The organism is Streptomyces sp. FIT100 (assembly GCF_024584805.1).
GTDB lineage: Bacteria > Actinomycetota > Actinomycetes > Streptomycetales > Streptomycetaceae > Streptomyces.
In genome coordinates, this window is record NZ_CP075715.1 from 7,291,447 (window position 1) to 7,311,448 (window position 20,002).

18 protein-coding genes are annotated in these 20,002 nt (G+C 72.9%); 12 read left to right on the plus strand and 6 right to left on the minus strand.

From position 1 onward, the window contains the following. The 3 genes from glgC (at position 1) to KK483_RS32580 (ending at position 3,304) form a co-directional block, all read left to right on the plus strand. Positions 1–1,218 carry a glucose-1-phosphate adenylyltransferase gene (gene glgC, locus KK483_RS32570; protein WP_262008797.1) on the plus strand — a complete coding sequence of 406 codons (1,218 nt, stop codon included), beginning with the start codon at positions 1–3 and terminating at the stop codon, positions 1,216–1,218. Between the two features lie 144 nt (positions 1,219–1,362). Beyond that, positions 1,363–2,826, plus strand: coding sequence for an SDR family NAD(P)-dependent oxidoreductase (locus tag KK483_RS32575; protein WP_262008798.1), 1,464 nt, complete (start codon positions 1,363–1,365; stop codon positions 2,824–2,826). A 298-nt stretch (positions 2,827–3,124) separates the two neighbouring features. Next, a complete protein-coding gene (locus KK483_RS32580; RefSeq protein ID WP_262008799.1) occupies positions 3,125–3,304 on the plus strand; it encodes a hypothetical protein in 180 nt (59 codons plus the stop codon). A gap of 122 nt (positions 3,305–3,426) precedes the next feature. On the opposite strand, the gene KK483_RS32585 is transcribed toward KK483_RS32580, so the two are convergent. The 3 genes from KK483_RS32585 to KK483_RS32595 form a co-directional block, all read right to left on the minus strand. After that, entirely contained in the window at positions 3,427–4,860 is a 1,434-nt protein-coding gene (locus tag KK483_RS32585; protein WP_262008800.1) for a lipase maturation factor family protein, read from the minus strand. Beyond that, positions 4,827–5,420 carry a DUF1990 family protein gene (locus tag KK483_RS32590; RefSeq protein WP_262008801.1) on the minus strand — a complete coding sequence of 198 codons (594 nt, stop codon included), beginning with the start codon at positions 5,418–5,420 and terminating at the stop codon, positions 4,827–4,829. Before KK483_RS32590 ends, KK483_RS32585 begins: the two co-directional genes overlap by 34 nt. A gap of 64 nt (positions 5,421–5,484) precedes the next feature. Next, complete coding sequence (locus KK483_RS32595) at positions 5,485–6,303, minus strand: YndJ family protein (RefSeq protein WP_262008802.1); 819 nt, start codon at positions 6,301–6,303, stop codon at positions 5,485–5,487. Between the two features lie 153 nt (positions 6,304–6,456). On the opposite strand from KK483_RS32595, the gene KK483_RS32600 reads away from it, so the two are divergent. The 4 genes from KK483_RS32600 (at position 6,457) to KK483_RS32615 (ending at position 12,885) form a co-directional block, all read left to right on the plus strand. Beyond that, a complete protein-coding gene (locus KK483_RS32600) occupies positions 6,457–7,800 on the plus strand; it encodes a DUF6777 domain-containing protein (protein WP_262009829.1) in 1,344 nt (447 codons plus the stop codon). An 85-nt stretch (positions 7,801–7,885) separates the two neighbouring features. Further along, on the plus strand, positions 7,886–10,111 hold the full coding sequence (locus KK483_RS32605; RefSeq protein WP_262008803.1) for a SpoIIE family protein phosphatase: 2,226 nt from the start codon (positions 7,886–7,888) through the stop codon (positions 10,109–10,111). A gap of 110 nt (positions 10,112–10,221) precedes the next feature. Further along, complete coding sequence (locus KK483_RS32610; RefSeq protein WP_262008804.1) at positions 10,222–11,613, plus strand: wax ester/triacylglycerol synthase family O-acyltransferase; 1,392 nt, start codon at positions 10,222–10,224, stop codon at positions 11,611–11,613. A 408-nt stretch (positions 11,614–12,021) separates the two neighbouring features. Continuing rightward, positions 12,022–12,885, plus strand: a complete 864-nt coding sequence (locus tag KK483_RS32615; protein WP_262008805.1) for an Fpg/Nei family DNA glycosylase — start codon at positions 12,022–12,024, stop codon at positions 12,883–12,885. Here the strand turns inward: KK483_RS32615 and KK483_RS32620 are convergent. Further along, on the minus strand, positions 12,878–13,510 hold the full coding sequence (locus KK483_RS32620; protein ID WP_262008806.1) for a zf-HC2 domain-containing protein: 633 nt from the start codon (positions 13,508–13,510) through the stop codon (positions 12,878–12,880). The genes KK483_RS32615 and KK483_RS32620 overlap by 8 nt on opposite strands. Before the next feature lie 163 nt (positions 13,511–13,673). Here KK483_RS32620 and KK483_RS32625 point away from each other — a divergent pair, with 163 nt between their 5' ends. The 5 genes from KK483_RS32625 to KK483_RS32645 all read left to right on the plus strand — a co-directional run bounded on the left by KK483_RS32625 (position 13,674) and on the right by KK483_RS32645 (position 18,563). After that, complete coding sequence (locus tag KK483_RS32625) at positions 13,674–14,516, plus strand: LytTR family DNA-binding domain-containing protein (protein ID WP_262008807.1); 843 nt, start codon at positions 13,674–13,676, stop codon at positions 14,514–14,516. Positions 14,517–14,665: 149 nt separating this feature from the next. After that, positions 14,666–14,935, plus strand: coding sequence for a hypothetical protein (locus KK483_RS32630; protein WP_262008808.1), 270 nt, complete (start codon positions 14,666–14,668; stop codon positions 14,933–14,935). A gap of 225 nt (positions 14,936–15,160) precedes the next feature. Continuing rightward, entirely contained in the window at positions 15,161–15,541 is a 381-nt protein-coding gene (locus tag KK483_RS32635) for a DUF485 domain-containing protein (protein WP_262008809.1), read from the plus strand. Between the two features lie 30 nt (positions 15,542–15,571). Further along, positions 15,572–17,305, plus strand: a complete 1,734-nt coding sequence (locus KK483_RS32640; protein ID WP_262008810.1) for a cation acetate symporter — start codon at positions 15,572–15,574, stop codon at positions 17,303–17,305. 46 nt (positions 17,306–17,351) lie between these two features. Continuing rightward, positions 17,352–18,563: a sensor histidine kinase gene (locus KK483_RS32645; protein ID WP_262008811.1), complete on the plus strand. Its 1,212-nt coding sequence runs from the start codon at positions 17,352–17,354 to the stop codon at positions 18,561–18,563. Positions 18,564–18,577: 14 nt separating this feature from the next. Here the strand turns inward: KK483_RS32645 and KK483_RS32650 are convergent, their stop codons facing one another. Continuing rightward, complete coding sequence (locus tag KK483_RS32650) at positions 18,578–19,099, minus strand: hypothetical protein (RefSeq protein WP_399015606.1); 522 nt, start codon at positions 19,097–19,099, stop codon at positions 18,578–18,580. A 318-nt stretch (positions 19,100–19,417) separates the two neighbouring features. Further along, positions 19,418–19,960, minus strand: a complete 543-nt coding sequence (locus KK483_RS32655; protein WP_262008812.1) for a sigma-70 family RNA polymerase sigma factor — start codon at positions 19,958–19,960, stop codon at positions 19,418–19,420. Between the last annotated feature and the right edge of the window lie 42 nt (positions 19,961–20,002).

Consider the following 20,002-nt stretch of genomic DNA (forward strand, 5'->3'; position numbering starts at 1 on the left):
ATGCGCGGTGGACCTTCGGTGCTCGGGATCGTTCTGGCCGGCGGGGAGGGCAAACGGCTGATGCCGCTCACCGCCGACCGTGCGAAACCGGCGGTGACCTTCGGCGGCACGTACCGGCTCGTCGACTTCGTCCTGTCCAATCTGGTCAACGGCGACATCCTGCGGATCTGCGTGCTGACCCAGTACAAGTCGCACTCGCTCGACCGCCACGTCACCACCACCTGGCGGATGTCGAGCCTGCTCGGCAACTATGTGACCCCCGTACCCGCGCAGCAGCGGCTCGGCCCGCGCTGGTACCTCGGCAGCGCCGACGCCATCCTGCAGTCCCTCAACCTCGTCCACGACGAACAGCCGGACTACATCGCGGTCTTCGGCGCCGACCACGTCTACCGCATGGACCCGCGCCTCATGCTCAAGCAGCACATCGAGAGCGGTGCCGGCGTCACCGTCGCCGGGATCAGGGTGCCCCGCGCGGACGCCTCCTCGTTCGGCGTGATCAGCCCGGCGTCGGACGGCACCAGTGTGGAGCGCTTCCTGGAGAAGCCGGCCGACCCCCCGGGGCTGCCGGGCGACCCGGACCGGGTCTTCGCCTCCATGGGCAACTACCTGTTCACCACCAAGGTGCTGGTCGACGCACTCCACCGGGATGCCGAGGACCCGCGCTCGGTGCACGACATGGGCGGTTCGATCCTGCCCATGCTCACCGAGCGCGGCGTGGCGCAGCTCTACGACTTCGACGGCAACCACGTGCCGGGGGAGAGCGCGCGGGAGCACGGCTACTGGCGCGATGTGGGCACCCTCGACTCGTACTACGAGGCGCACATGGACCTCATCGCGGACCAGCCCGTCTTCAGCCTGGAGAACCGCCGCTGGCCGATCTACACGCACCCGGGGCAGCTGCCGCCCGCCCGCTTCTGCGCCGGCGGGATCGCGAGCGAGTCCATCGTCAGCCCCGGCTGCGTGATCCGCGGACAGGTCACCAGGTCGGTGCTCTCGCCCGGCGTGACCGTCGGACCGGGCGCCGTCGTCCAGGGCTCGGTCCTGCACGACAACGTCCGCATCGGACGCGGGGCCGTCGTCCGCGGGGCCGTGCTCGACAAGAACGTCGACGTCCAGCCCGGTGCCACTATCGGCGTCAACCCGGAGCGTGACCAGGAGCTGTACACGGTGTCCAAGGGCGGGGTGATCGCACTCGGCAAGGGGCAGCCCGTCCTGTGACACCGCCGCGACACAGGGTCACGCCCGGAGGCCGGACTCCGGACGGTTTGGCCTGCACACCCCCGACTGAAGTAAAGTTCCGCTTTTGGAATCTTCAAGCGGTACGCAGTGCACGTACGCGTTACACAGGGAACGGCAGCGGCGATGACGGTGACAGACGACAGCCTGGAGTACGGCCCCGGCATCGACCCGGAGCGGCTGGCCGTCTGCCTGGGCGTTCTTGAGGAGCTCGACCGGCTGGAGGTCGACCACCCCGACGCGATCGCGGTCCGCCGCGCCACGGCCGGCGTCTACCGCACCGTGAAGCAGCGCCGCCGCCAGGAGCGCCGGGCCGCGAAGACCGCCCACGACAGGACGGTCACCGAGGCCACCGCCACCGGCTCCGCCGAGCGCATCGACGACGAGACCCAGGGCCTGCTGCCCTCCTCCTCCGTGGCGGGCGAGATCGCGGGCATACTCCAGCGCCCCCGGTCCTGCTATATCTGCAAGACCCGGTACGTCGAGGTCGACGCCTTCTACCACCAGCTCTGCCAGAAGTGCGCCGCCGAGAACCGGGCCCGCCGCGACGCCCGCACCGACCTCACGGGCCGCCGGGCGCTGCTCACCGGCGGCCGCGCCAAGATCGGCATGTACATCGCGCTGCGGCTGCTGCGCGACGGCGCCCACACCACGATCACCACCCGTTTCCCGAACGACGCGATCCGCCGCTTCAAGGCGATGCCGGACAGCGACGAGTGGATCCACCGCCTCAAGATCGTCGGCATCGACCTGCGCGACCCCGCGCAGGTCGTCGCCCTCGCAGACTCGGTCGCCGCCGAGGGCCCGCTGGACATCCTGATCAACAACGCCGCGCAGACCGTGCGCCGCTCCCCGGGCGCCTACAGCGAGCTGGTCACCGCCGAGGGCGCCCCGCTGCCCGCGGGCGAGCTGCCCGCCGCCCAGGTGATCGGCACCTTCGGCAGCGGCGGTGTCGACCGGATGGCCGCCCTCCCCGGGCCCCGCACGGAAGGGCTCACCGCCCAGGACGTCACCGAGCTGGCGCTCGTCCCCGGCTCGGCCTCGCTCGCCCGGATCGAGGCCGGCACCGCCATCGACGCCGGCGGCCTCGTCCCCGACCTGCACGACACCAACAGCTGGATCCAGACGGTCTCCGAGGTCGACCCCGTGGAGCTGCTCGAAGTGCAGCTGTGCAACTCCACCGCGCCGTTCATCCTGATCAGCCGGCTGCGCCCGGCGATGGCCGCGTCCCCGGCGCAGCGCAAGTACGTCGTGAACGTCTCGGCCATGGAGGGCGTCTTCAGCCGCGGCTACAAGGGCGCGGGCCATCCGCACACCAATATGGCCAAGGCCGCGCTGAACATGCTGACGCGCACGAGCGCGCAGGAGATGTTCGAGTCCGACGGCATCCTGATGACCGCAGTCGACACCGGCTGGATCACCGACGAGCGCCCGCACCCGGACAAGATCCGGCTGGCGGCCGAGGGCTTCCACGCCCCGCTGGACCTCGTCGACGGCGCCGCCCGCGTCTACGACCCGATCGTGCGCGGCGAGGACGGCGAGGACCTCTACGGCTGCTTCCTCAAGGACTACGCACGGTCGAACTGGTAACCCGTTCGGCGTAACCCCCGGGCGCGCTGGGCCGTCCGGGGGTTTCCTGTATCCGATGGGTTGTCATCTTGGCGTGGTTTTTCTGTACAGAAACCACCGATGTGACACTCCCCATCGAGCGCAGGGGCGCTCATTTGGTTAGGCTGGAGCGCGACGGACGGCCACCAAGGGCCCACGAAACCCCTCGGCCGTCCTGGGACCAGGCCCGCAACCACGGCCGCGGATCCCGCCCGAAGACGGCGCCACCGCGACCGAATCGCCCTTGTCCCCCTGTTGCGCGACACATGAGGAGTGCGCGGTGACAACTGAAGTGACGAAGCCCGAACAGCGACCGGCCGGGCGCCGCGACCGCGGCGACCGTGCCGGGCGGCCCGACGAACTCGGCAGCCTTGAGGTCTGGGCCAGATCCGCACCGATCCGGCTCGCCGGATACGAGGACGACCTCGAGGAACCGCACATCCTGCCCGGCATCGACTGACCCCGGGCCACGGCCGCCCTGCCGGAACCGAACCGAAACCGGCCCCGGTCGCTGGAACCCGTACCCCCCGGTCCCGCACGGACCAGGGGGTACGACGGTTTTCCACCCCTTCTGCGCCGTGTTCACACCCGTTCGGCCGCCTCGTCGGCCGTGCTCAGCCGGGTCGGCGGCAGGAAGTCCCGCAGATGGCGCCGCTGCCAGCAGGCACCCGTGGCCCGCAGCTGCCGCCAGCTCGTGAACTCGTAGTGGTAGAGCCGTGCGCGCACGAACGCCGGCGGCGCGTCCGGGAAGGGGTTGCGGCGGAGCAGCTTCAGGGTGTCCCGGTCGTTGTCGAGCAGCCGTTCGACGAAACCTCCGAACCAGGGCCGGGCGTAGGCGGGCGAGAGCGCGGCGAACCACATCAGCCAGTCGAGGCGCAGATGGTAGGGGGCGAACTGGCGCGGCCACCGCCGGATGTCGCCCGGCTTGCCGTGGAACTCGTACTCCCGCCACACCGTGCCGGGCCGCAGCGCCCGCTCGTCCGTGCCCTCGACGACCACCTCGAAGCGGACCCGGCCGACGGTGCCGAACGCCCCGTACGTGTTGACCAGGTGCAGCGGGTCGAACGAGCGGTTCATCGCCTGGCGGCGGGAGAGCAGATTGCGCACCGGGTGATAGCTCAGGGTCAGCACGAGCACGGTCACGGCGATCACCAGGACCGCGTACCAGAGCGGGGGAGCGGGCAGCGGATGGGCCCCCGCCACCAGGGAGCCGTCGAGGGCGGAGACGGCCAGCGCGATCGTCACCCAGTTCAGCCAGGAGAAGTTGCCCGACAGGACCAGCCACAGCTGGGTCAGCGCGATCAGGGCGGCCGCGGCGCTCGCGATCGGCTGCGGGGTGAAGAGCAGCACCGGGACGAGCAGTTGGGTGACGTGGTTGGCGGCGGCCTCGACCCGGTGGAGCGGGCCCGGCAGACGGTGGAAGAACCAGCTCAGCGGACCCGGCATCGGCTGGGTCTCATGGTGGAAGTACAGGCAGGTCAGCCGGCGCCAGCACTCGTCGCCGCGGATCTTGATCAGCCCCGCGCCGAACTCCACCCGGAACAGCAGCCAGCGCAGCAGCCACAGCACGAGCACGGGCGGCGCCGTGCGCTCGTTCCCCAGGAAGACCGCCAGGAACCCCGCTTCGAGCAGGAGCGACTCCCAGCCGAAGGAGTACCAGGTCTGGCCGACATTGACGATCGACAGGTACAGCGCCCACAGCACCGCCCACCACAGCATCGCGGTCCACAGCGGCAGGTGGTCGGCCGCCCCGCCCACGAGCGCGGCCGCCAGCACCGCACCGGCCCACGCGCAGCAGGCGAAGAACCGGTCCGTGTAGTGGAGTTGGAAGATACTCGGCGCCCGCTTCAGCGGTACGCGCCGTACGTACGCGGGCACCGGCAGCATGCCGCGGGAGCCGATCAGCGCCCGGAACTGGAGGGCGGCGCCGAGGAAGCCCACGAGATAGATCGCGGCCAGCAACCGCTGGAATACGAGCCTGCTCAGCCAGTAGTCGGGTGCCGTGAACCACTCCATCGCGGACCTCCGGTACCTCCAGTATCGGCCCCGGCCGTGAGGCGCCGCAGGGCGGTGCCGAGCCTGCGCGCGTACAGACGCTGGAGCGGCGGTACGAGAGGCCCGGCGAGCCGGGTGTACCAGCGGGCCGGCCTGCTGAAGGCCATCACGGTGAACCAGACCGAGCCGTCGTCGCCGAGCTCCACCACGAAGGACTCCTCCCCGCTCTCCGGGTGCCCGGCCCGGGTGCCGTAGGCGAAGCCGGTGCGGTCCCGCTCGTACTCCGTCCAGATCACCCGGCACGGCGCGGTGAACCGTACGGGACCGAGGCCCAGGGACACCTCGACGGACGCGCCCGGCTCGGCGTGCGGCGCCGAGGCCCGGATCCCGGCCCCCGTCGCCCGGTGCATCCGCCAGGTGGTGACCGCGGCGCCGGCGGCCTCGAAGACGGCGCGGCCGCGGCCGATCCGGGTGCGGTGGTGGAGGTGGTGGTACCCGTCGGGGAGGGGGCCGAGGCGGGTCGCCCCGACCTGGGTGTAGTTGAGGCCGTCGCCGGGGCTCGCGGGATCGGTGAGGTTCATGCGGTGGTCTCCTTCATGCGGTGGTCTCCTTCATGCGGTCGTCTCCTTCATGCCGGCGTCTCTTTCACGCCGGTGTCTCTTTCAACCGACGCCAGGCCAGCACCGAGCACAGGGCGAAACCGAGTGCGTTGCCGAGGCCGTGGGTGGCGGCCATCCAGGTGAGATCGGGGTGTGGAAGTCCGGTGGCCTCGCCCAGCGCCCAGCTCAGCGCGAGGAGCATCGTCGCCACCAGAACGGCCGCCGATACTCCGAACAGTGCGCGCGTCAGCCGTTCGGCGCTGTCCTCGCGCACATTGCGCCAGGTCAGCAGGGCGACGGCCCACATGCCCGCGGTCAGCACGAGCGCTCCGGCGAGCTCGGCCCAGTCGTCGGCGAAGTAGCCGGCGTGGACGAGCAGGGTCCCGAGAGGGACGCTGAGCGCCGCGAAGCGGCCCGTGGGCCCGTCGGCCGCCCCGCACACAAGTCCGGCCACCAGGGCGGCGGCGAAGCCCGCGAAGTGGAAATGCGGCACGGTCAGGGCCAGGATCTCCAGGTCGAAGCCGAAGAGCCGGTGGCCCGAGCGCTCGGCCACCAGGGCGACCCCGGCGACCGCCGGGGTGACCAGGGCGGTCAGTACGGCGATCTCGGCAGGGGCGAGTGAGCGGGTGCGCCGCAGCCGGGCCGGGGCGTGCAGCGCGAGCGCACCCGTGGCGAGGGCGTACACCGAGGCCAGCGCGGTGGCGGCAGCGCCGCGCGGCAGCCAGAGCGCCACCGCGCCGGGGGCCGCGAGCAGCGGCCACAGTCTGCCCAGCAGCGCCGGCCCGGGTCCTCCGACGAGCCGCAGCCCCACCGGGACGATCACCAGCATGCCCAGCATCACGATCGCGTTGACCAGTGCGTTCATGGCCGCCCACCCCCTGCTTGAACGTGTTCAAGTTCCGGTATGGAGCTTAGAGGTGTTGTTGAACGTGTTCAAGTGGCGAGGTCGACGGTTGTACGGCATGACATGAGTGATCACTCAGCGTCAAATTCGGCAACAGGCGGGAGAAGGCGGGTCATGTTCGAGCGCTCACGGAGGAATCGCCGGTACGCCGGGCCGGCCGCGGTGTCGGCCGGCCTGTCGGCCGCACTGCTGATCACCGGTTGCAGCGGCCTGGCGGGCGACGGCCGGTCCGGCGCGCCCGCCCGCCCCCAGGTCCGGCTGCAGGCCGCCGCGGAGCAGGGGAGCGACCCCTTCACCGCCTCGACGGCCACCCTCACGGGCGCGGGCGGCAAGCTCCCCGCGCCCCACGCATCGGCGGGCGGCGCGGGGACGGCCCGGCCGGTCCGTACGGTGCTCGGTTCCAAGCCCGGGCTGTACGGCGGCGTCCACTCGGTCGCCAGCTGCGACGTCGAGCAGCAGATCCGCCTCCTCGTGGCCGACGGGGGCCTCGGCCGCGCCTTCGCGCACGGCGCCGGCGTCAGCCAGGAGGAGACCCCGGCGTTCCTGCGCGAGCTCACCCCCATGGTCCTGCGCGCCGACACCCGGGTGACGGGGCACGGCTACCGCGACGGCGCGGCCGACCGCTTCCAGGCGATCCTCCAGACCGGCACGGCGGTGCTGGTCGACGAGTACGGCTCGCCCAGGGTCCGCTGCGCCTCCGGCAGTCCGCTGGCCTCACCGGTGGTCGACCCGAGCGGGGCGGAGGAGCAGGGCAAGGCGTGGCCGGGCTACGACCGCGAGCGCGTTGTCGTCATCACGCGCGCAGCCCAGGTCATCGACAGCTTCGTGATCGTCGACGTCGTGGGCAACACCTGGTTGTCGCGGAAGAGCGGCACGGACGGCGAGGCGGACATGAAGCCGGCCGCGCCGCCCGCGTACGACCCGGGGATGCACGTCACCGAGGCGCCCGAGCCCCAGTCGGGCGGCCCGGACGCGGCGAGCCCGCAGCAGTCGGCGGGCTCCGGCTCGCTGCCGCCGATCCGGCCCGACGTGAGCACCGGTCCGAAGCCGAACGCGAGCGGCACCGCAGCGGCGAACGGAAACGGGAACGTGAACGGGACGGCGAACGGCACCGGAAACCCGAGCCGTCAGGGCGTACCGGCCGCGCCCGTGCCCGACGCCACGGGCGGGGGCGTCCCCGCCGACCCGAATCTCGACCCCGAACTGGGCGGCATCCTCTTCGGTCCGGACAGCGCCCCCGGCGCCGGGAACGCGGCGCCCGACGCGATCCTTCCGGACGCGGGCGTCCCCGATGCCGGTGTCCCCGACGCGGGCGCCCCCGATGCCGGAGTTCCGGACGCCAGTGTTCCGGACGCTGCGGGGAACCCCGTGCCGGACGCGGCAGGGGACGCCGTGGAGGGCGCGGCGGGAGCCACTCCGGCGGCTCCCGCAGGCGGCGGTGGCGCGCGTCGCGGCTGACAGGACTGAGCGGGACGGGCGGGTGGCCGATTTCCGGGCCACCCGTTCGCTCGAAAAATCGGACAAATGATGGCAGAGTGTGACCATGGTTGATCGGGCAGCGGGTGCCGTGTCGCTTCCCGACGACTGGCCCGCCCATCCGGATCTGAGCCTGTCCCTCAACCACATGGGCAGCTTCGACTGGGACCTCGACAGCGGGCTGATGCACCTGGACGAGGCCGCCCTCCATGTGTTCGACGTGACGGAGGACGAGTACGACGGGCGCCCCGGGAGCCTGGGGCACCGGGTCCCGCCCAGCGAGTCGACGAGGCTCGACAGCGTCGTGTCCCAGGCCCTGAAGAGCGGCGGCACCAGCTACGGCGCGTACTTCCGGATCCGCTGCCGGCACGGCGGGCTGCGCTGGACCCACACCCAGGGCTCGATCCTGCGCGACGTCAACGGCCGCCCGCACCGCATCATCGGCATCGTCCGCGACGCGACCCAGGAGCTCGCCGACTCCACCGCCCGGGTCGAACTCGACGCCGAGCGCCGCCGCCAGACCAGCATCGTCGAGAGCACCACCGCCGCACTCGCCCACGCCAGGACCGTCCGGGACGTCATCGACGTCCTCAAGGACTCGCACGGCCTCGAACACCTCGGCGCCACCAGCCTCGTCATGGGCCTGCTGGAGTCCGGCAGGATCCATCTCGTCGCCGAGGGCCCCGAGGGCTCGTTCGTGCCGGGCACCCGCTACACCCGGGTCGACGAGCAGTACCCGATGAGCGAGGTCATCCGCACCCTCGCGCCCCGGTTCATCGAGTCGAAGGAGGACTTCGCCGGCTCGTACCCGAGGCTCTGGCCGCACATCAGCGGGCTCGGCATCACCTCGGCCGCCTATATGCCGCTGATCGCCCAGGGGCGCCCCATCGGCGCGCTCGGCCTCCTCTACAGCGACAAGACCGGCTTCTCCACCGAGGAGCGCAATCTGCTGGTCGCGCTCGGCAGCAGCATCGCCCAGAGCCTCCAGCGGGCCGTCCTCTTCGAGCAGGACCACGATCTCGCCGAAGGGCTCCAGCAGGCGATGCTGCCGCGCCGGATCCCGTCCGTGCCCGGTGCGCAGATCGCCGTGCGCTACCGCTCGGCCCGGCTCGGCCGGGACATCGGTGGCGACTGGTACGACGTCATCCCGCTGCCCGGCGGCCGTGTCGGCGCGGTCATCGGCGACGTCCAGGGCCATGACACCCACGCCGCCGCCGTCATGGGCCAGCTGCGGATCGTGCTGCGCGCGTATGCCGCCGAAGGGCACACCCCCGCAACGGTGATGGCCCGCGCCTCCGTCTTCCTCCACGAGCTCGACACCGAGCGCTTCGCCACGTGCATCTACGCGGAGGCCGACCTGACCACGGGGGTCGTCCAGATGGTGCGGGCCGGGCACGTCGATCCGCTGCTGCGCGACTCCGAGGGCGAGTGCCGCCGTATCCCGGTGAAGGGCGGGCTGCCGCTCGGGCTCTCCGCCGAGTTCGGCCGGCTCGAATACCCGGTCGCCACCCTCGAACTCGACCCCGGCCAGACGCTGGTGCTCTACACCGACGGGCTCGTCGAACAGCCGGGCGCCGACCTGGACGACGGGCTGCAACTGCTCACCGCGATGGTCCGCAACGGCCCCAGGAACCTCCAGACCCTCGCCGACCGCCTCTGCGAGGAGGTCGACGACCGGGCGGGCGAGGACGACGTGGCGCTCCTGCTGCTGCGCCGGCACGGCGCGTACGCCCCGCAGAGCGGCGGGAGGCTCCAGCAGCACGTCGCCCAGAGCGACCCGGAGGCGCTGAGCTCGGCCCGCCACATGATCCGCGCGGCGGTGCGGGCGTGGGGGGCGGGGCAGCGCGCCGACGAGATCGAGCTCGGCGCCGACGAGCTGATCACCAACGCGCTGATGCACACCGACGGCGGGGCGATCGTGACCGTACGCGTACTGCCCAGCCCCGAGCGGCGGCTGCGGGTCGAGGTCGAGGACTCCTCCAGCGCGCTGCCCCGGCGCCGGGACGCGGGGGAGTCCGGGGTCTCGGGGCGGGGGCTGATGCTGGTGGACCGGCTGGCGGACGTCTGGGGCGTGGAGTCGCGCGGCAGCGGCAAGTGTGTCTGGTGCGAGTTCGCCGTCGCGGAGCGGGTGGCGCACCATGAGCCGCCGGACCACGGGCCGGACCACGGGCCGGACCACGGGCCGGACCACGGGCGGGACCATGGGCCGGGCCTCGGACCGGACTTCGAGCCCGACCTCGGACCCGGCCTTCAGCCCGGCCTGGAAGGCGACCCCGTCCCGCCGGACACGTGACGAATACCGAATGGTAACCGTATGTAACGTTACTGTACTTGACCGTAACCGACCGCAAGCGATTGACTGCGTACTCCGGTGTTCCGGCCTTCAAGGACATGAGGACCCCCTTGAGCACTGAGCTTCTGGCACCCCTGGATCTGGCTTTCTGGCATCTGGAGACCGCCGACCACCCGATGCACCTCGGTGCGCTCGCCCACTTCTCGCAGCCCGCGTCCGGCGAGCGCGACAGCGCGGAGATCCTCGAACTCCTCGCCACCCGCGCCGCCGCCATCCCGCGGCTGCGGATGCGGGTGCGCGACGTGCTGCTGCCCGTGGGCGGCGCCGCCTGGGCGGTCGACAAGGAGTTCGACGTACGGCGGCATCTGCGCCATGTCCGGCTGCCGGCAGGGGAGTTCGCCGAGTCCGCCGCCCGGCTCGCCGGAGAGCTGATGGAACGTCCGCTGGAACGCGGGCTTCCACCCTGGGAGATGTACCTTCTCACCGGCGGGCCCGGCGACCCGTTCGGGGTACTCGTCAAACTGCACCACGCCCTCGCCGACGGCATGCGCGCCGTCGCCATCGGGGCCGGGATCTTCGACGAGATCGCCGGGGTGGGCGCGGCCCGCTCCGGACGCGGCGTCATCGGCCTGCTGAACGGCGGCCGCAAGACCCGGCCGGTGCCGCCCAGGTCCTGGCTGCCGGGCCCCGGACAGGTCGCCGGCCTGGCCCGGGGCCGGATCGAGGAGCTGGGCCGGGCCGTCGGCGTCGGCGCCTCCCTCGTCGGCGCCTCGCTCGCCAGGGCCGGGCGGCTCGACCCGCGCGGCGGCGCCGTGCTCAGCGCCAGCTCCAGCGGTACGCGCCGACTCGCCACCGCCGTACTCGCCCTCGACGAGGTGCAGGAGGTCCGCAGGGTCGCCGGCGGCACCGCGAACGACGTCCTCCTCGCGATCGTCGCCGGGGCGCTGCGCCGCTGGATGACGGAGCGCGGTGACCCGCTGCCGGGGGCCGACCCCAGCGCGCTCGTACCCGTCTCCCGGCGGCGGCCCGGCGGCCCGCCCGGCTCCGGCAACAAGCTCTCCGCCTATCTGCTCCGGCTGCCCGTCTCCGAGCCCGACCCGTGGACCCGCCTCTACACGGTCCGCACCGGCATGGACCGCAACAAGGCGGCGGGTCCGCTGCGCGGCGCCGGGGCCGTCGCGGTCCTCGCCGACCAACTGCCGCCGCTCGCCCACCGCTTCGGCGCGCCGATCGCCGGGAACGCGGCCCGGATGCTCTTCGACGTGCTCGTCACGAGCGTGCCGCTGCCGCGGGCGTCGCTCTCGCTGGGCGGCTGCCCGCTGCGCGCGATCTACCCCATGGCGCCGCTCGCACGGGGCCAGGCGCTGGCGGTCGCGATGTCGACGTACGGCGGCGACGTCCACGTCGGCCTGGTCGCCGACGCCAAGGCCCTCCCGGACGTGGACCGCCTCGCCCAGGCGACCCGCACCGAACTCGCGGACCTGCTGGCGCTGGTCCGCTAGACCGGCCGGGGGGTGCCCCGCCCCGCCCCTTCCCGCAGTGTCGATGTGCGGCTCCGCCGCGTGGGGGGGGGCAAGCCCCCAGACCCCCACTGGGGCTCCGCCCCAGACCCCCACTGGGGCTCCGCCCCAGACCCCGATTGCGGGGGCTCCGCCCCCGAACCCCCGCGCCTCAAACGCCGGCGAGGCTGGCTGTCGGAGCCGTTTCCCCGCCCCGCATTTCCAGCCCGTTGGGGGCACCTCCCAGGCGAAGCTCTGGGGGAGATTGAGGACACGGGCGAAGGCCGTACGGGGGTCTGGGGCGGAGCCCCAGTGTGTGTGGCTTGCCCCCAGTTACGGGACGGGACGGGGCGGGGAAACGGCTCCGCGCAGCGGACTGCGCGCACGCCCGGCTTGCGGCACGCTGGAGGCATGCCCGAACTGCCCGAGGTCGAAGCGCTCAGAGGCTTCCTCGACGACCACCTCACCGGCAAGGAGTTCGCCAGACTCCTCCCCGTCGCGATCAGCGTCCTCAAGACGTACGACCCACCCCTCACCGCCATCGAGGGCGAAGAGGTCACCGCCGTCCACCGGCACGGCAAGTTCCTCGACATCGGCACGGCCGGCGGGCTGCACCTCGTCTTCCACCTCGCCCGCGCCGGCTGGCTGCAGTGGAAGGACGTGCTGCCCTCCGGCGTGCCCCGGCCCGGCAAGGGCCCGCTCGCGCTGCGTGCCGCGCTCACCGGCGGGGACGGGTTCGACCTGACCGAGGCGGGCACGCAGAAGCGGCTCGCCGTCCACCTCGTGCGCGACCCCGCCGAGGTGCCCGGGGTCGCCCGTCTCGGCCCCGACCCGCTCGCCGAGGACTTCGGGCGGGACGCGTTCGCCGCGCTGCTCGCCGGTGAACGGCGCCAGATCAAGGGGGCGTTGCGCGACCAGAGCCTCATCGCCGGCATCGGCAACGCCTACAGCGACGAGATCCTGCACGTCGCGAGGATGTCGCCGTACAAGCTCACGTCGAAACTCACCGACGACGAGATCACCGGTCTCTACGAGGCCGTGCGCGAGACGCTCACCGATGCCGTCCGGCGTTCGCAGGGCGTGGCCGCAGGGCGCCTCAAGTCCGAGAAGAAGAGTGGGCTGCGGGTGCACGGCCGCACCGGCGAACCGTGTCCCGTGTGCGGCGACACCATCCGCGAAGTCTCCTTCCACGACTCGTCGTTGCAGTACTGCCCCACCTGCCAGACCGGCGGCAAGCCGCTCGCCGACCGCCGGCTGTCCCGGCTGCTCAAGTGACGGCGAGGGAGACCAGGTGCTCGCCGCTCGTGGTCCGCACCTCGAAGCGGTCGACCTGATCCGGCCGCAGCGCCGTGGCCGCCTCCAGGTCCAGCGGGTCCTCGCTCCCGGGCGAATCGGGCACCGACCAGGTGATGACCGGGTACTCCGTGCCGTCCGTGGCGACCGCGACCAGCTCGCAGACGCGCGGGCCGCGTACGCGCGCCATGCGCAGCGTCAGGGACGTGCCCCACTCCGTGGCGCGCAGGCCGACGGCGCCGTACACCCCCGTCGCCGCGTCCGTCGCGGCGATCCGCCCGCCGGGCTCGCCGTCCGCCAGCCCCACCACGACGGCCGGCAGCGCCACGATGAGCGCGGCGGCCGCGGCCACGAGCCGCAGCCGGCGGCGTGAGCCGCGCCGCCGACGGTCCGCGACCGCGTGCACCAGCCGGTCCAGCAGCCCCGCGGACGGCCGGGTGACGGGACCGAGCCCGGAGAGCGCCGACGCGACCGGGGTCAGATCGGTCAGCCACAGGGCGCACAGGACGCACTCCGACAGATGCTCCTCAAAGCGGAACGCGTCCGCGGGCTCGAGGACGCCCAGCGCATAGGCGGCCACATCCCGGTGCCGCTCCCGCAGATCCATGGACCAATCCTTCGGCTCGTCGGCTACGAACGGTCCATACGGGTCGTACGTACCGTGGTGTCGACCTGGAATACGCAGCCCGGTGCCGCCTTGCTCATTCGCGGGCGCGACAAGCGTGACCAGGGCCGTGGCCGCCCGTCCCCGCCGCGCCTAAAATCCGCCCATGCTGCGCGTACTGGCTGTCGACGACGAGAAACCGGCCCTTGAGGAACTGCTCTACCTGCTCCGCTCCGATGCGCGGGTGCACAGTGCCGAGGGGGCCACCGACGCGACCGAGGCACTGCGCCGCATCAGCCGGGCGCTGGACGCGGGACCCGACGGCGAGGACGGCGTCGACGTCGTCTTCCTCGACATCCACATGGCGGGGCTGACCGGCCTCGACGTCGCCAAGCTGCTCGCGGGCTTCGCTCGTCCCCCGCTGATCGTGTTCGTCACCGCGCATGAGGGCTTCGCCGTGCAGGCGTTCGACCTGAAGGCCGTCGACTACGTGCTCAAACCGGTGCGCAGGGAGCGGCTGGCCGAGGCGGTGCGCCGGGTGAGCGACCTGGTCGGGCCGGCCCGCGACCCCCGGCAGCCCGCGCCCGCGCCCGCGCCCGCGCCCGCGCCTGCGTCCACGTCCGCGTACGTACCGTCGCCCGCGGCCACCGCGGCACCGACGGTGCACACCGAGACGCCCGACCAGATCCCCGTCGAACTCGGCGGCGTCACCCGCTTCGTCGCCATCGACGACATCGCCTACGTCGAGGCCCAGGGCGACTACGCCCGGCTGCACACGGCGGACGGCAGCCACCTGGTCCGGATCCCGCTGTCCACGCTGGAGGAGCGCTGGGCGGCCCGGGGCTTCGTCCGCATCCACCGCAGCCACCTCGTGGCGCTCGGCCGCATCGACGAACTGCGTCTGGACGCCGGGACCACCACCGTCCGGGTGGGCACGGCCGAGCTCACCGTCAGCCGCCGCCACGCCCGTCAGCTGCGGGATCTGCTGATGCGCCACGCCCGCGGCTGACGACCGTTCGTCGTCCCGCGGACACCGTTCGTCGCCCCGCCCGGCCCGTACGGCGAAGGGAAGGGCCGCTGACCGAGCCGTCACCGCAATCCGCGTGATCGCCCTCCGCCCGCGCCTACGCTTGGCCGGGCAGGGGGAGAAGGGGCCCGATGTCCGAGATCGAAGCGCTGCTCCGGGAGCTCAGCGGGCTCCAGGCCGTGCGGCCCGGCACCGGTGCCGGTGACATCGAGGCGGTGCTGGCCAGGGCCAGGAGCGCGGCGGCCCGTTGGGCCGATGTCCTGGACGAGATCCGCGAGTCCGCACAGGGCCTCGTGGGACCTCGCGCGGCGGCCGCCCTCGAAGTCGCCTTCCGCCGGGCCGAGGAGTCGTACGTCGAGCTGGAGATCGCCCTCGCCGACTGCGCGGAGACGCACGGGTAGGACACGCACGGGTAGGGCATGCACGGGTAGGGCATGCACGGGTGGGACAGGCACACGCAGGGGACGCACGCGGAGGGGAGACGCACGGGTAGCGGCGCCGAGACCGGGGCGAAACCAGGACGAGACCCGCCGCCGTCTACCCTCCGTCATCGCTCCTGCGTAAACTCCATGAACTCTGTCCGAACAAGCCGCCGACAGGGCGACAGATGCCGGGAGCGGACACCGATGTCTGCAGAGCAGCCGCCACGCCGCGAGGTGGTCACGGGCGTGCCCCGCGCCGCCCGCCGCCGCCCCGGCCATGCCCCCGCCCGCTCCGAGATCACCGAGCAGACCCCGCTCGGCGGGGTGTACGTCCGCTCCCTCATGCGCAGTCAGCTGCGCACGGCCCTCTACGCCCTCGGCGCGCTCGCCCTGCTCGTCGGCACGCTCCCGCTGCTGTTCGCCTTCCCCGCCGCCGTCCTCGGCTCCTTCGCCTCGCCCGAGCCGTTCGTCTGGGCGGCGCTCGGGGTGCTCGTCTACCCGGTGATGTGGCTGATCGCGCGCTGGTACGTCCGCCGGGCCGAGCGCAACGAACGCGACTTCACCGGACTCGTCGAAGGCCGCTGACGCCACCCGTGGGAAGCAGCCGGTGAACCCGTGAACCAGACCTATGCGGTGACGGCCGTGACCGCCGTCGTCCTCGCGACCGTCCTCATCGGCGCCCTCGGCCTGCGCATATCCCGCACCACCTCCGACTTCTACGTGGCCTCACGCACCGTCGGACCGGGCCTGAACGCGGCCGCCATCAGCGGCGAGTACCTCTCCGCCGCCTCCTTCCTCGGCATCGCGGGCCTCGTCCTCCTCCAGGGCCCCGACATGCTCTGGTACCCGGTCGGCTACACCGCCGGCTATCTCGTCCTGCTGGTCCTCGTCGCCGCCCCGCTGCGCCGCTCGGGGGCGTACACCCTCTCCGACTTCGCCGAGGCCCGGCTCGAATCGGCAGCCGTGCGCCGCCTCGCCAGCCTCTTCGTCGTCGGCATCGGCTGGCTCTATCTCCTGCCGCAGCTCCAGGGCGCCGGACTCACCCTGGAGATCCTCACCGGCGCGCCCGACTGGGTCGGCGGGCTCGTCGTCGCCGTCGTCGTGACGGGCGCGGTCGCGGCGGGCGGAATGCGCTCCATCACCTTCGTCCAGGCTTTCCAGTACTGGCTGAAGCTCACCGCGCTCCTGGTGCCCGCCCTCTTCCTCGCCGCCGCCTGGGCCGGCGACGACGCGCCCAGGGCCCGCTTCGACGCACCCGCCGTCGTCCGTGAGCACACCGAGGTACGGATCGACGACACCGTACGGATCGAGCTGGAGGAGCCGCTCACCGTCACCGTCTCCGGCGTCGTCGACGGCGCCCGCCACGACGGGCGGCGCCTCACTCTCGGCGAAGGCGCCCATCGCGTCGACGCGGGGACCAGCCTCGCCTTCCCCGAAGGCGCCGAGCTGCCCGAACGGGCCTCCACCGGCGCCGACCCGGCCGGCTGGTCGCAGCCCCTCGCCGGCGGACGCGACGGCTACCAGCTGTACGCCACCTACGGACTGATCCTCGCGACCTTTCTCGGCACCATGGGGCTGCCCCATGTCGCCGTCCGCTTCTACACCAGCCCCAACGGCCGCGCCGCGCGCCGCACCACCCTCGTCGTGCTCGGCCTGATCGGGGCGTTCTATCTGCTGCCGCCCGTGTACGGCGCGCTCGGCCGGATCTACGCCCCCGAACTCGCCCTCACCGGCGAGGCCGACGCCGCCGTGCTCGTCCTGCCGGAGCGGATGATCGGGGGCGTCGCGGGCGATCTGCTCGGCGCGCTCCTCGCGGGCGGCGCGTTCGCCGCGTTCCTGTCGACCGCGTCGGGACTGACCATGTCCGTCGCCGGAGTCGTCTCCCAGGACGTGCTGCCCTCGCGCGGCGTACGGCACTTCCGGCTCGCCACCGTCCTGTCGATGGCCGTGCCGCTGGCGCTGAGCGTCGTCGCCACCAACGTGCCGGTCGCGGACGCGGTCGGCCTCGCCTTCGCCGTCTCGGCCTCCTCCTTCTGCCCGCTGCTCGTCCTCGGCATCTGGTGGCGGCGGCTCACCCCGCCGGGCGCGGCGGCCGGGCTCGTCGCGGGCGGCGGCGCCGCGCTGACCGCCGTGATGGCCACCCGCGCCGGCCTCGCCCCCGAGGGCTGGGCGCACACCCTGATGGCCTGGCCCGCGGTCTGGTCCGTACCGCTCGGCTTCCTCACGATGGTGCTCGTCTCGCTCGCGACACCTCGGCACATACCCGACGGGGCCGCGGCGATCCTCGCCCGGCTCCATCTGCCGGAGGACCTCGCCGGCCGGCCCCGGCCCGAAGGAGCCGAGCGATGAGCACGCCACGCCACCGAGGGCCTGCGACGACCGCGGGGGGCCCGCGATGAGCGCGACGGCGCTGGCCGCGCTCGGCGCCGCCGCGGCCGTCCTCCTCGCGGCCGGGTTCGGACTCGGCCGGCTCACCGCACGCCGCGACACCGACCCCGACCTCGACCTCGGCACCCCCGTCGAGCGGGCCACGTTCCACACCCTGCACACCGCCTCGCTCGCCGCCCCTCCGCTGCGCGCCGGTCTCACCGAGGACACCGCCCGCAAGGCCGCGCGACGGCTGCGCTCCCTGCTCGGCACCGAGGCGCTCTGCCTCACCGACCGCGAGACCGTCCTCGCCTGGGACGGCAGCGGCGGCGACCACCACGGGGAGCGGGTGATGCGCAGCGTCGCCGGCGTACTCGACTCGGGCCGCAGCCAGTCGCTCCGCACCGGCTGCGACACCCCCGAGTGCCCGCTGCGCTGGGCCGTCATCGCCCCGCTCACCGGCGAGGAGGGCGTACTCGGTGCGCTCGTCGCCTACGGGTCGAAGGAGTCCGCGGTGCTCGTGCGGGCCGCCACGGAGGTGGCCCGCTGGGTCTCCGTCCAGCTGGAGCTCGCCGAGCTCGACCGGTCCCGCACCCGGCTGATCGAGGCCGAGATCCGCGCGCTGCGCGCCCAGATCTCCCCCCACTTCATCTTCAACTCGCTCGCCGCCATCGCCTCCTTCGTCCGCACCGACCCCGAACGGGCCAGGGAACTCCTGCTGGAGTTCGCCGACTTCACCCGCTACTCGTTCCGCAGGCACGGCGACTTCACCCACCTCGCCGACGAACTCCGCTGCATCGAGCAGTATCTGGCGCTCGCGGGGGCCCGTTTCGGCGACCGGCTGAAGGTGACCCTCCAGGTCGCCCCCGAAGTGCTCCCGGTCGCCCTGCCCTTCCTCTGCCTCCAGCCGCTCGTCGAGAACGCCGTCAAGCACGGCCTGGAGGACTCCCGCGAGGAGTGCCGGGTCTCCATCTCCGCGCGGGACGCGGGCGCCGAGGCGGTGGTCACCATCGAGGACGACGGCGTCGGCATGGACCCGGCCGAGCTGCGCCGCATCCTCGCGGGGGACGACGGTGCCCGTCCGTCGGGTATCGGGCTGCGCAACGTGGACGAACGGCTGCGGCAGGTGTACGGCGACGAGCACGGCCTCGTCATCGAGACGGGCGTCGCGGCGGGCATGAAGATCACGGTCCGGATCCCCAAGTACCGGGCGGGCGTGCACAAGAACGCGGCTCGGTAGGGATCCACCGGGATTCAGTAGAGATGGATGGCCAGATGGCCCAGGGGCAGCCCGAGCCGCCAGGCGGGCGTCCACACCTGCGCCGACTCGTCCACCGTCTCCTCCGGCGGCAGGACCGTCGGCCACGGCCCCGTCCCGTCGCCGAGATCGGTGGCGAGCAGCTCGGTCCGCTCCAGCCACCGCCAGGCGCTGCGCGCCATCGCCAGTCCGGGGTCGGGACCGGTGACGTCGCGCTCGAACGCCGCCCGGACGGCCATCCGTTCGGAGACCCACTCCGGCCAGGGATGCCCGTAGGCCGTGCGCGACAGCCACTCGTCAAGCCGGTACTCGGACCGTATGCCGGCGGGCTCGTCGGGGCCGCCGCACAGGTAGATCGTCAGGGCCAGCGTCTCCCGGCCGGCCCTGAACTCCAGCGAACCGGTCTCCACCAGGCCGCCGGTGCGCAGCACCTCGTGGGCCAGGTAGTCGGCGCACAGCCAGGCCATGGGGACCTCCGGACCGACAGCACCGGTGCCGTTCGTACTCTCGGGCAGCACTCTCCCCACCTTCTCCCCGGACTCTCGCTCATGTGCTCGTCCTACGGCTGTCGACGACGAGCCTCCACCGTGAGACACGCGTCCGGGTCCCTCTTTACTCAACCCGAGCGGCCGATGGCGAATCCCGCGGAGACGGCTCCGTGGCCATGGGGAGTCCAGAACCTTGCCGGGGCGTCCGGTGCCCAAGTGACGCCGGCCCGGGGCGAGAAGCCGGTCCGCGTGGGGCGGGACCGGTCGGCCGGTCGGCCCCTCGGCGTCAGGGCGCCCGGCCTCACGCCCTCGGAGGTGCCGGGCCTCACGCCGCGGAGGCGCCGGGCCTCATGCCGCGGAGGCGACCGGCGCACGGCTGTAGCCCGGCAGCGAGCGGGCCAGCCGGCGCAGCGCGTGGTACGAGCGCGACTTGACCGTGCCCGCCGGTATGCCGAGCGCCTGCGCGGCCTCGGCGACGCTGCGCCCCTGGAAGTAGATCTCCTCCAGCACGGCCCGGTGCTCGGGGCTCAGTGAGCGCACTGCCGCACGGACGTCGAGCGCCGCGACGGCGCGGTCGGTGGCGTCCGCCGGGTCGGGCGTCGCCGCGAGGATGCCGTCGGCGATCTCGGTGGGCCGGGCCAGCCGGGAGCGGCGCGCGTCGATCGCGAGCCGGCGGGCGACGGTGAAGAGCCACGGCCGCATCGACTCGTACGGACCTTCGAACGCCTCGGGGTGCTGCCAGGCCCGCAGCAGGGTCTCCTGGAGCAGGTCCTCGGCCCGCTGCCGGTCGCCGTAGGTCAGTCCGACCAGAAAGCTCAGCAGGGCGGGACCGTGTTCGCGCTTCAGCTCCGCCAGGGCCCGCTCGTCGGTCGTCGCCGTTGCCGTCGCCATCGTCGGCATCCTCTCCCGCAGAAGTCACCAGGGATTTCGCTG

Excerpts from the sequence above, each read along its gene's own strand:
- KK483_RS32635 (WP_262008809.1), top strand. The coding sequence starts at position 15,161 with ATGTCTGCAGAGCAGCCGCCACGCCGCGAGGTGGTCACGGGCGTGCCC.
- KK483_RS32655 (WP_262008812.1), bottom strand. The coding sequence starts at position 19,960 with ATGGCGACGGCAACGGCGACGACCGACGAGCGGGCCCTGGCGGAGCTG.
- KK483_RS32615 (WP_262008805.1), top strand. The coding sequence starts at position 12,022 with ATGCCCGAACTGCCCGAGGTCGAAGCGCTCAGAGGCTTCCTCGACGAC.
- KK483_RS32620 (WP_262008806.1), bottom strand. The coding sequence starts at position 13,510 with ATGGATCTGCGGGAGCGGCACCGGGATGTGGCCGCCTATGCGCTGGGC.
- KK483_RS32590 (WP_262008801.1), bottom strand. The coding sequence starts at position 5,420 with ATGAACCTCACCGATCCCGCGAGCCCCGGCGACGGCCTCAACTACACC.
- KK483_RS32645 (WP_262008811.1), top strand. The coding sequence starts at position 17,352 with ATGAGCGCGACGGCGCTGGCCGCGCTCGGCGCCGCCGCGGCCGTCCTC.
- KK483_RS32630 (WP_262008808.1), top strand. The coding sequence starts at position 14,666 with ATGTCCGAGATCGAAGCGCTGCTCCGGGAGCTCAGCGGGCTCCAGGCC.
- KK483_RS32625 (WP_262008807.1), top strand. The coding sequence starts at position 13,674 with ATGCTGCGCGTACTGGCTGTCGACGACGAGAAACCGGCCCTTGAGGAA.
- KK483_RS32595 (WP_262008802.1), bottom strand. The coding sequence starts at position 6,303 with ATGAACGCACTGGTCAACGCGATCGTGATGCTGGGCATGCTGGTGATC.
- KK483_RS32585 (WP_262008800.1), bottom strand. The coding sequence starts at position 4,860 with ATGGAGTGGTTCACGGCACCCGACTACTGGCTGAGCAGGCTCGTATTC.
- KK483_RS32600 (WP_262009829.1), top strand. The coding sequence starts at position 6,457 with ATGTTCGAGCGCTCACGGAGGAATCGCCGGTACGCCGGGCCGGCCGCG.
- glgC (WP_262008797.1), top strand. The coding sequence starts at position 1 with ATGCGCGGTGGACCTTCGGTGCTCGGGATCGTTCTGGCCGGCGGGGAG.
- KK483_RS32605 (WP_262008803.1), top strand. The coding sequence starts at position 7,886 with ATGGTTGATCGGGCAGCGGGTGCCGTGTCGCTTCCCGACGACTGGCCC.
- KK483_RS32575 (WP_262008798.1), top strand. The coding sequence starts at position 1,363 with ATGACGGTGACAGACGACAGCCTGGAGTACGGCCCCGGCATCGACCCG.